The following is a 9,925-nucleotide window of genomic DNA, read 5'->3' as shown; positions in this document are numbered from 1 at the left end:
CCCGCGCCGTTCGGGCCGAGGAGGGCGAAGACCGAGCCCTCGGGGACGTGCAGGTCGATGCCGTCGAGGACGGTCTTGTCGCCGTAGGACTTGCGCAGCCCGTTCGCTGCGATGGCCTGGGTGGTCATGATGCGTACTCCTGGAGGGCTGCGCGTCGGGGAAGTGGGTGGGACGTGGGCGTCAGAGGCTGCGGGCGGCGATGTCGCCGTACGCCGTCGTGGCCTGGATGTTCAGGGCGGACGTGCCGTCGTTCTTCAGGGAGTTGCTGACGCGGCCGTAGGCGGTACCGGCGTCGAGGGAGGCGGAGACTCCGGCCGCGGCGGTGACGGTGACGTCGCCCATCTGGGTGTTCAGCGCGACCGTGCCGCTCACCGCCTCGGCGACGCGGATGTCGCCCCGCTGGGTGCTGATCTCGGCGGAGCCGGTGATCCGGCCGACCTCGACGTCGCCGTCGACGGCGCCGAGGCGGAGGTTGGCGGCCTCCTCGATCTTGATCTGCTGGTACGCGCCCTCGAAGGCGATGTCGCCGAGCCGGCCGGCGGTGAGGAGCTCGGCGGCCGCGGCCCGGCCCTCGACGCGGGAGCCGGCGGGGAGCTGGACCGTGACCTCGATGGAGCCGGTGCCGCCGAGGATGCCGTTCTTGGCCTTCGGGACCTCGATGGTCAGGACGCCGTCGGTGTAGGTGACTTCGGTGCGCTCGGCGGTCTTCACGTCGCGGCCCTTGGAGGGGTCTGCGGGGAGGATCTCGACGGTGGTGTCGGTCCGGTCGGAGGCGACGAGCCGGATGCGGCCGGCGGGGACGGCGAGGACGGTGACGACGGCGGCGGCGGTGTCGAACTTCTGCATGGTGCTTCTCCTTCGTATGGAGCGGGCGCTTGTTCGCCTCGCTCTTTCCGATGAAGGAAAAGCTACGTTGCGTTCGAGACTCCGGCAAGCATCGCATCACGAGAAAACCCCGTAACTGCAGGTCAGTTACGGGATTTCATTGCAATGGTTCTGAATCTAATGCAACAACCAGCCCCCGTTGCGTTGCAATGGATTGCCGGTGAACGCTATGCTGACGGCACAACGGAGGGCGACGGAGGACAAAGGAGACCGCGATGCCGGGAGGCAGACTCACCCAGCCCGAACGCCAGCAGATCGCGCTGGGGTTGGCCGACGGCCTCGCGTACGCGGAGATCGCCCGGCGCCTCGAACGCCCGACCTCGACCATCACACGGGAGGTCATGCGCAACGGCGGCCCGACCGGCTACCGCGCCGACCTCGCTCACCGCGCCACCGAGCACCGCGCCCACCGCCGCAAGCCGGCCACCCCCAAGGGAACGGCCGCCGCCCCGCAGGCACATGGGCGCGACGCCGAGGAGGTGCGGGCCTTCGAGGAGACCTTCACCACCGTCATGACGGGCTCGGGCATGCCCAAGATGATGGCCCGCGTCATGGCGAGCCTCACCCTCGCCGACAGCGGCAGCCTCACCGCCGCCGAGCTCTCCGAGCGGCTCCAGGTCAGCCCGGCCTCCGTGTCCAAGGCCGTCGCGTACCTCGACGGCCAGGGCCTCATCCGCCGGGAACGCGACGACCGCCGCCGCGAGCGCTACACCGTCGACGACGACGTCTGGTACCAGTCGATGATGGCCTCCGCCCGGGCCATCGCACAGATCGTCGAGACCACGCGTCAGGGCGTCACCGTCCTCGGCTCCGGCACCCCCGCCGGCAACCGTCTGGAGAACGTCGCCCGCTTCCTCGACTTCGTCTCCGAAAGCACGGCCCGGGCCGCCGAACAGGCCCGGGCCGTCCTCCACACGAAGCCCCCGGCCACGGGGGACGAGGTCACAGACCCAGGCGGTAGCGGATCTTCTTGACCAGCTCCGTCAGATCCGGCTGACGCAGCAGGCTGTAGTGGTCCGCGTCGAGCTCCACGACCGTCGGCGGACGCGTCGACCAGCCCGTGGCGCCCTCCAGGAACGAGTAGTCGTCCCCCTCGGCCTTGAAGAGCGTCACCGGGCAGCTCACCTGCCGCTCCGTCAACTCGCGGAACGTGTAGGTGAACTCGAAGGTCTCCTCGACGATCGCGACGATCCGGCCGATCAGGTCCGGGTCGAGGGCCGGGAAGTTCTCCGCGACGCACGCGACGAAGCTCTCCCGGTCGTCCGCCGTCACCGCGGCGTCGATCGCGCCCGCGAAGACCGAGTACAGGATCGTCACGAACGCCGGGTTGTCGTACGCCGCCCCGCCGGTCTCCGACGAGCGCACCTTCGGCGAGCCGGGGGCGATCAGGAACAGGTTCTCCACCTGCTCCCCCGCCGCCTCCAGCAGATGCGCCGACTCGAAGGCGACGCGGGCGCCGAAGGAGTAGCCCCACAGGGTGTACGGGCCGGTGGGCTGGCGGCGGCGGATCGCGGCCACGTCGGCGGCGGCCATCTCCCGGATCGTGGCGTACGGCTCCTCGCCCCGGTTGATGCCGTGCGCCTGCACCCCGTAGAAGGGCCGGTCGATGTCGATCTCCTCGGCCAGGTGCCGCAGGTTCATCGTGTAGCCGCCGAGCCCCGGCCAGCAGAACACGGGCGACTGCGCACCGGCCGCGTGGAGCCGTACGAGACGGGACGCGGGCGTGGCGGCAGCGCCGTCGAGCTGATGGGCGAGCTTCTCGATCGTCGGCCGCTCGAAGAGGATCTGGAGCGGGAGCGAGGCCTCGAACTCGCGGTTGAGGCGGGTGACCAGCGCGACCGCGATCAGCGAGTTCCCGCCGGACTCGAAGAAGTCGTCCAGGACGGATACCGCCTCGACCTCCTCGTACTTGAGCGCCGCCGCCCAGATCTCCGCGAGCCTGCTCTCCGTACGCGTACGGGGCAGGACGTGCGGGCGCCCGTGCAGGCCGGCGTTGACGACGGCCAGGTCGGCGAGGGCCTTCGTGTCCACCTTGCCGTTCGCCGACAGGGGCAGCCGGTCCAGGACCACGACCCGGTTCGGGATCATGTAGTCCGGCAGGTGGTGGACGAGGTCGTCGCGGATCATCTCCGCCGGGCCCTTCATGTGGACCGTGTCCTCGTACATCCCCTCGCTCAGCCGCTGCTCCTCGCTGACGCGGCCGCCGACGAAGAAGTACGACGGGCCGGTCGGCCGCCCCGCCGCCGCCAGGATCTCGTCCACGCGCCGGGCCGCCGGGAGCGGGTGCCCCGACTTGGAGCTGTAGCCGGAGGACATGAACCCGAGGCCGTGGCCGCCGAGCTGGAGACGCTGCAGGGTGCGGCCGAGGTCGACGTACGCCCGGTCCGTCTCCGCCGTGCGGCTCACGACGGTGATGCCGAGCGAGGCCCGCTCGTACACCGCCTGGTTGATCGCGATGACGTGCTTCCTCTCGACGAGCGAGCGGGAGACCGGGGTCAGCTCGCCGTCGGCGTGCACGTACTGGCCCTCCGGGAGACCCGGGACGCGGTCGCCGTGGGCCTGGACGTAGACGTCCACCTCGGGTTCGGTCCGGGCGCCCTCGTCGTACGGGACCACCTCCCAGAGCGCGTCCTCACAGGGCCTGACGCCGAGGCCGTGCCCGGGCAGGATCTCCTCGAAGAGGCCGATCATGTGGCCGGTCTCGATCTCCAGGACCTCCTGGATGTTGTTCTTGTAGACGGGCTCGATGGCGGACCGCTTGCCGCGGAAGGCCAACCGGAGGGACGGTTCGCCGCCGTCCGGAAGCGTCTGCGTCAGATACAGGCGGTGGCGGACCGGGTGGTAGTAGTACGTGCCCGGGTCGAGGCCCGCGATGCCGCCCCGCGCCTCCACGTACAGCTGGGTCGCGTACAGCGCGCCCGGCGACGCGTAGCCGTACTTCGGGAGGAGCCGCTCCTCGCTCGTGAACTGGCCGAACCAGCGGAGGAGTTCGCCGATGTCGGCCGCGGTGAGGCCGGCGACGGCGCGGGATCCGATGCCCTCGGGGCGGCGGGCCAGGGCCGCGAGGACGTCCTCGCGGGTGACCTCGCCGCCCTCGTAGAAGCGGTACGTCTTGCGGGCGAAGACCGTACGGCGCATCCGGTCGGTCGGCGTCGCGCCCGGCAGCTGGACCACCGGGCAGCCCGCGAGCTCGGCGTCCTCGCGGGTGCCGGCGTTGGAGAGCTGGGCCTTGACCTGGAGCTTCGACTCCTTGGACTGGTGGTGGGCGCCGTGGTTGCCCTGGTCCATCAGCGCCGCCTCCTTCGGCGACAGCTCCACGCAGGCGACGAGGTTCTGGAAGCCGGTGCGGGGCTCGTCCTTGACGATGACCGCCGCGTTCTTGACCCAGTCGTGGTCCTCGATCGCGAGCGCGATCTCGTCCAGCTCGACGCGGAAGCCGCGCAGCTTGATCTGGTTGTCGGCGCGGCCGGCGAACTGGACGGTGCCGTCGTCGTTGAAGGTGGCCAGGTCGCCGGTCCGGTAGAGGCGCTCGCCGTCCTGACCGGTGATGAAGCGTTCCGCCGTGAGCTCGGGGCGGTCCAGGTACCCCCGCGCGACCTGGACCCCGCCGATGCACAGCTCGCCGTCGCGTATGTGGAAGGTCGTGTCGTAGGCCGGTCTGCCGATCGGTATCGCGGCCGGTCCGCCGGCGACCGTGGCGCGGTCCACCGTGTGTGAGGAGGCGTTGATGGTGCACTCGGTGGGTCCGTACAGGTTGATCAGCTCGGCGGCCGGGAGCTCGGCGAGGAGCTGGACGGCGAGGTTGCGGGAGAGGATCTCGCCGCCCGAATACACCCTCTGCAGGCTGGTGCAGGTACCGAGGCGCTCGGTGTCGACGAGGGCCTGGAGGAGGGTCGGCACGCCCTGGAGCATGGTCGCCCCGTGCGCGCGGACCGCGTCGATCAGGCCCTCTGGGTCGCGGTGGACGCCGGGCGGCCCGACGGCGACGCGGGCGCCGACGGCCGGGGCGAGGATCTCCCACTGCGCGGCGTCGAAGGACATGGGCGTCTTCTGGAGGACGACGGCGCCGGGGCCGAGGTGGTGCTCTTCGGCCATCCAGCGCATCTGGGCGACGATCGAGCGGTGCTCGACCATGACGCCCTTGGGCTTGCCCGTGGAGCCGGAGGTGTAGATGACGTAGGCGAGGTCGTGCGGGGCGGGCGGTTCGAGGGCGGGACCTCCCTCGGGTACGTCCCCGAGCGTGACGACCGTCGTCCCGGGCGGGGCCAGGTCCGCGACGCGGTCCCGGAAGCGGTCCTGGGTCACGAGGATCTTCGCACCGCTGTCCTCGGCCATGTAGCGCAGGCGCTCCTCGGGGTACTCCGGGGAGAGGGGGACGTACGCGGCGCCGGAGAGCACGACGCCCCAGATGCCGGTCATGAGGTCGAGGGACGGCTCGAGGAGCACACCGACACGGTCGTCTCGGCCGGCACCGAGGGCGCGGAGGTGGGTGGCGAGGGCGGTTGCGGCGTCGTGCAGCTCGCGGAAGCTGAGCGTTTCGTCGCCGAAGCGTGCGGCGGGGGTGTCTGGGTGGGCGGTGGCTTGGGCACGGAGGAGCCGGTCGAGCGTGCTGCGCATGGGGTTCCTTTCGGACTCGGTCCCGCGCGCCGGCGCCCCCGTTGTGGGCAGGCTTCCGCCCGTTGTGGGCAGGCGTTCCGCCCGTTGTGGGCAGGCGTTCCGCCCGTTGTGGGCAGGCGTTCCGCCCGTTGTGGGCAGGCGTTCCGCAAGGGGCGGAACGGGTGGGCACAACGGACGGCGCCCTTGCCGGCGCCAGAGGCTCCCGCGCCCTGACCCGCACCACCCGCTGGGCACATGGGGTGCGGGTCCAGGCTCGGAACGCGGAGGCGCCGCTAAGCGCGCCGTCCCGTGTGCCCACCCGTCCCGCCCCAGCGGGACGATTGCCCACACGGCGGTGGGCACCGCCCCGCCGGGCGCGGGCCCCACACGGGGCGGGGGCGCCGCCCAGCGCGGGCGCGGGCGCGTGGGGTCAGCGGTAGATGAGGAGTTCGTGTTCTGTCGCGCCTGTCAGTTCGTAGCGGGTTCGGACCAGCGGCCGCCCCGAGTAGATCCGGATCAGCGTCGCCGCGTCGCCGTGGAAGCGCGCCGCCGGGCGGCCCTCGATCTCGTTGCCGAGGGCCACCGCGTGGTCCTTCCGGTCCGTGAGGACGCCGACCAGCCGCGGTGTCTCCCGGCGCCGGCTCGTCACCGACAGGAGCGGAAGCGCCAGGTCGAGCGCCGCACCGCAGTACGCGCCGGGTTCGCCGAAGGCCTCCCGTACGTCCCCGGCGTGGACCCACTCCCCGAGCGCCACCGCGTCGAGCCGGTCGTCCGTGCGGGCGGCGATCACCGGGCCCGCCTCGGTCAGGCCGCGTTCGAGTTCGTCGAGGATCCGGCCGATGGGCCAGTCCTCGCGTTCGGCGACGTCGCAGGCGTTGGCCTCCGGCAGGAAGACGCCTTCCTCCAGGCGGTCCTCGACGATCCGTACGAGCGCCGCCCCGCAGTGGGCGAGGACCTGCCGCGCCGTCCAGCCGGGGCACGCGGTGCGGAGCTCGTACGCCTCGTCCGGTGTGCGCCGCAGGAGCGGCATCAGCAGGTCCCGTTCCGTACGGAGGAGCCGGTCCGGGAGCCATGGGTCACGGGTGTCTTCGGTACACATGCGGGCTCAGTAGCGGTAGTGGTCCGGCTTGTACGGGCCCTCCACCGGGACCCCGATGTACGACGCCTGCTCGGGCCGGAGCGTCGTCAGCTTCACGCCCAGCGCGTCGAGGTGCAGCCGGGCCACCTTCTCGTCCAGGTGCTTCGGCAGGACGTACACGCCGGTCGGGTACTCCTCCGTCTTCGTGAAGAGTTCGATCTGGGCGAGCGTCTGGTCGGCGAAGGAGTTCGACATCACGAAGGACGGGTGCCCGGTCGCGTTGCCCAGGTTCAGCAGCCGGCCCTCGGACAGCACGATGACGACCTTGCCGTCCGGGAACGTCCACGTGTGGACCTGCGGCTTGACCTCGTCCTTCACGATCCCGGGGATCTGCGCGAGCCCGGCCATGTCGATCTCGTTGTCGAAGTGGCCGATGTTGCCGACGATGGCCTGGTGCTTCATGCGGGCGATGTCGGACGCCATGATGATGTCCTTGTTGCCCGTGGTGGTGATGAAGATGTCGGCCGTCTCGACCACGTCCTCCAGGGTCGCCACCTGGTAGCCGTCCATCGCCGCCTGGAGCGCGCAGATCGGGTCGATCTCGGTGACGATGACGCGGGCGCCCTGGCCGCGCAGCGACTCCGCCGAGCCCTTGCCGACGTCGCCGTAGCCGCAGACGACGGCCGTCTTGCCGCCGATGAGGACGTCCGTGGCACGGTTGATGCCGTCGACGAGCGAGTGCCGGCAGCCGTACTTGTTGTCGAACTTCGACTTCGTGACGGCGTCGTTCACGTTGATCGCCGGGAAGAGCAGCTGCCCCTCGCGGTGCATCTCGTACAGGCGGTGGACGCCCGTCGTGGTCTCCTCCGTCACGCCCCGGATGCCGGCCGCGATCGTCGACCAGTCCAGGGTCGTGGACTCCAGGAGGGCGCGCACGACCGCCAGTTCCTCGTTCGAGGCCTCGGGCAGCACGCCGGTCTTCTGGTACTCCACACCCTTGTGGACGAGCAGCGTCGCGTCGCCGCCGTCGTCCAGGATCATGTTCGGGCCGCCGGTGGGCGAGTCCGGCCAGGTCAGGGCCTGCTCCGTGCACCACCAGTACTCCTCCAGGGTCTCGCCCTTCCAGGCGAAGACCGGGATCCCGGCGGCGGCGATCGCGGCGGCCGCGTGGTCCTGGGTCGAGTAGATGTTGCACGACACCCAGCGGACCTCGGCGCCGAGCGCGACCAGGGTCTCGATGAGGACGGCCGTCTGGACCGTCATGTGCAGGGAGCCGGTGATACGGGCTCCCGCCAGCGGCTGCGTCTGCGCGTACTGGCGGCGGATCGCCATCAGACCCGGCATCTCGTGCTCGGCGAGGGTGATCTCCTTGCGGCCGAACTCCGCCAGCGAGAGGTCGGCGACCTTGAAGTCGGTAAAGGCGGTGGTGTCAGACATGCGCTGCAACTCTCCTTGCACTGAGGATGGTTCGGTGGATTTCCAGGGCCGCCGTCGACTTGTTGAGCGTGATGTAGTGCAGGCCCGGCGCGCCCTCGTCGAGCAGGCGCAGGCCCATCGCCGTCGCGTACTCGACCCCGATGCGGTACGAGGCCGCCGGGTCGTCCTTCGCCGCCTCCAGGCGGTGCGCCAGGTCCTCGGGGAAGGCCGCGTCGCTCAGCTCGGCGAAGCGGCGGATCTGGCGGACGTCGGTGGCCGGCATGATCTCCGGGATGATCGGGGTGTCGCAGCCGGCGGCGGCGACCCGGTCCCGCAGCCGCAGGTAGTCCTCGGGGTCGAAGAACATCTGCGTGATGGCATAGTCGGCGCCCGCCCGGCACTTCGCGACGAAGTGCGCGAGGTCGGTCGCCGCGTCGCACGACCTCGGATGGCCTTCCGGGAAGGCCGCCACGCCGATTCTGAACTCGCCCAGGGAGCGGACCAGTTCGACGAGTTCGTAGGCATGACGGAAGCCGTCCGGGTGCGGGGTCCACGCACCGCGCGGGTCGCCCGGCGGGTCGCCGCGCAGGACCAGCACGTCACGGACGCCGGCGTCGGCGTACGCGCCGATGATGGCGCGCAGCTCGGCGACCGAGTGGCCGACGGCCGTCAGGTGCGCGACCGGCCGGAGGGTCGTCTCGGTCACGATCCGCTTCGTCACGTCGATCGTCCGGTCGCGGGACGAGCCTCCCGCGCCGTACGTCACGGACACGAAGTCCGGCTTGAGGGCCTCGACCCGGCGGATGGCGCCCCACAGGGTCTGCTCGCCCCTGTCGGTCTTCGGCGGGAAGAACTCGAAGGAATACGTGGGGGGTTCGGGGTTCACAGGCGTCGGCCTCCCGCGTTGAAGTAGCTCGCCTCCGGGTGGTGGACGACGATCGCGTCCGTCGACTGCTCGGGGTGCAGCTGGTACTCCTCCGACAGCTCGACCCCGATGCGCTCCGGCCGGAGGAGGGCGGCGATCTTCGCCCGGTCCTCCAGGTCGGGGCAGGCCGGGTAGCCGAGGGAGTAGCGGCACCCCTGGTACTCGGTGCGGAACATGCCGTCCATGCCGGCGGGGTCGGCGGCGGCGATGCCCCACTCGTCCCGCACGCGTGCGTGCCAGTACTCGGCGAGGGCCTCGGCCAGCTGGACGGAGAGGCCGTGGAGTTCGAGGTAGTCGCGGTAGGCGTCGGCGGCGAAGAGCCGGGCCGTCTCCTCCCCGATCCTCGATCCGACGGTGACGACCTGGAGGGCGACCGCGTCGACCTCGCCGGAGTCCTCGGCGCGGTGGAAGTCGGCCAGGCAGAGGCGGCGGCCCCGCTGCTGGCGGGGGAAGGAGAAGCGGGTTCGCTCGCCCCCGTCCTCGTCCAGGACGATCAGGTCGTCGCCCTTGGACACACAGGGGAACCAGCCGTAGACGACGGCTGCCTCGACCAGGCCCTCGCGTTCGATCCGGTCGAGCAGCGCCCGCAGCCGGGGCCGGCCTTCCGTCTCGATGGTCGCGGGGTCCTTCAGCCCCCACTGGCCCTTGAAGAGGGCGGTCTCGTCCAGCCAGGGGGCGTAGGCGGCGAGGGGGATGCCGGTGACGACCTTCGTTCCGAGGAAGGGGGGCTCGGGTACGGGGTTGTCGGCGGCGACGTCGGAGCGGCCGGGCGGCTCGGGCTCCCGTACGTCCGGAAGCGCCTGGGGGCGCTTGGGCACCCTGCGCTGCTTGAGCTCGGGGAGTACGGCTCCGGGGACGCCCCGCTTGACGCCCATGAGGGCGTCCATGAGGCGCAGGCCCTCGAAGGCGTCGCGGGCGTAGCGGACCTCACCCTGGTAGATCTCGTGGAGGTCCTGCTCGACGTACGCCCTGGTCAGGGCGGCGCCGCCGAGGATCACCGGGTACTTGGCCGCCAGCTCGCGCTG

At 71.2% G+C, this 9,925-nt stretch carries 7 protein-coding genes and 1 pseudogene; 1 reads left to right on the top strand and 7 read right to left on the bottom strand.

Annotation, left to right across the window (positions count from 1 at the left end; translation table 11 throughout):
* Together ABT041_RS38805 and ABT041_RS38800 are read right to left on the bottom strand one after the other, a co-directional pair.
* Positions 1-128, bottom strand: a pseudogene (locus ABT041_RS38805) (ABC transporter); the annotation flags it as partial.
* Between the two features lie 52 nt (positions 129-180).
* Positions 181-846 carry a DUF4097 family beta strand repeat-containing protein gene (locus ABT041_RS38800; protein ID WP_351193840.1) on the bottom strand — a complete coding sequence of 222 codons (666 nt, stop codon included), beginning with the start codon at positions 844-846 and terminating at the stop codon, positions 181-183.
* A gap of 254 nt (positions 847-1,100) precedes the next feature.
* On the opposite strand from ABT041_RS38800, the gene ABT041_RS38795 reads away from it, so the two are divergent.
* Positions 1,101-1,859 carry a GbsR/MarR family transcriptional regulator gene (locus tag ABT041_RS38795; RefSeq protein WP_351193837.1) on the top strand — a complete coding sequence of 253 codons (759 nt, stop codon included), beginning with the start codon at positions 1,101-1,103 and terminating at the stop codon, positions 1,857-1,859.
* Here the strand turns inward: ABT041_RS38795 and ABT041_RS38790 are convergent.
* From ABT041_RS38790 to ABT041_RS38770, 5 genes are all read right to left on the bottom strand, one after another.
* The gene (locus tag ABT041_RS38790; RefSeq protein WP_351193834.1) at positions 1,828-5,502 is read right to left on the bottom strand and encodes an amino acid adenylation domain-containing protein; all 3,675 of its coding nucleotides are present in this window, start codon (positions 5,500-5,502) and stop codon (positions 1,828-1,830) included. The two genes, ABT041_RS38795 and ABT041_RS38790, sit on opposite strands and share 32 nt — an antisense overlap.
* Before the next feature lie 409 nt (positions 5,503-5,911).
* Positions 5,912-6,580, bottom strand: coding sequence for a maleylpyruvate isomerase family mycothiol-dependent enzyme (locus ABT041_RS38785; RefSeq protein ID WP_351193832.1), 669 nt, complete (start codon positions 6,578-6,580; stop codon positions 5,912-5,914).
* 6 nt (positions 6,581-6,586) lie between these two features.
* Complete coding sequence (gene ahcY / locus ABT041_RS38780; protein ID WP_351193829.1) at positions 6,587-7,996, bottom strand: adenosylhomocysteinase; 1,410 nt, start codon at positions 7,994-7,996, stop codon at positions 6,587-6,589.
* Positions 7,989-8,861 carry a methylenetetrahydrofolate reductase [NAD(P)H] gene (gene metF / locus ABT041_RS38775; RefSeq protein ID WP_351193826.1) on the bottom strand — a complete coding sequence of 291 codons (873 nt, stop codon included), beginning with the start codon at positions 8,859-8,861 and terminating at the stop codon, positions 7,989-7,991. The genes ahcY and metF overlap by 8 nt, the downstream gene beginning before the upstream one ends.
* Positions 8,858-9,925, bottom strand: a 1,068-nt coding sequence (locus tag ABT041_RS38770; protein WP_351193824.1) for a vitamin B12 dependent-methionine synthase activation domain-containing protein, incomplete at its 5' end; no start/stop codon positions are given. The genes ABT041_RS38770 and metF, both read right to left, overlap by 4 nt.

This window comes from Streptomyces sp. NPDC002825, assembly GCF_040295385.1.
Classification (GTDB): Bacteria; Actinomycetota; Actinomycetes; order Streptomycetales; family Streptomycetaceae; genus Streptomyces.
This window is presented reverse-complemented; position numbering and strand designations above follow the sequence as displayed.

What these genes read in the sequence shown, in the direction of transcription:
- ABT041_RS38800 (WP_351193840.1), bottom strand. Translation starts at nt 846, where the DNA reads ATGCAGAAGTTCGACACCGCCGCCGCCGTCGTCACCGTCCTCGCCGTC.
- ABT041_RS38795 (WP_351193837.1), top strand. Translation starts at nt 1,101, where the DNA reads ATGCCGGGAGGCAGACTCACCCAGCCCGAACGCCAGCAGATCGCGCTG.
- ABT041_RS38790 (WP_351193834.1), bottom strand. Translation starts at nt 5,502, where the DNA reads ATGCGCAGCACGCTCGACCGGCTCCTCCGTGCCCAAGCCACCGCCCAC.
- ABT041_RS38785 (WP_351193832.1), bottom strand. Translation starts at nt 6,580, where the DNA reads ATGTGTACCGAAGACACCCGTGACCCATGGCTCCCGGACCGGCTCCTC.
- ahcY (WP_351193829.1), bottom strand. Translation starts at nt 7,996, where the DNA reads ATGTCTGACACCACCGCCTTTACCGACTTCAAGGTCGCCGACCTCTCG.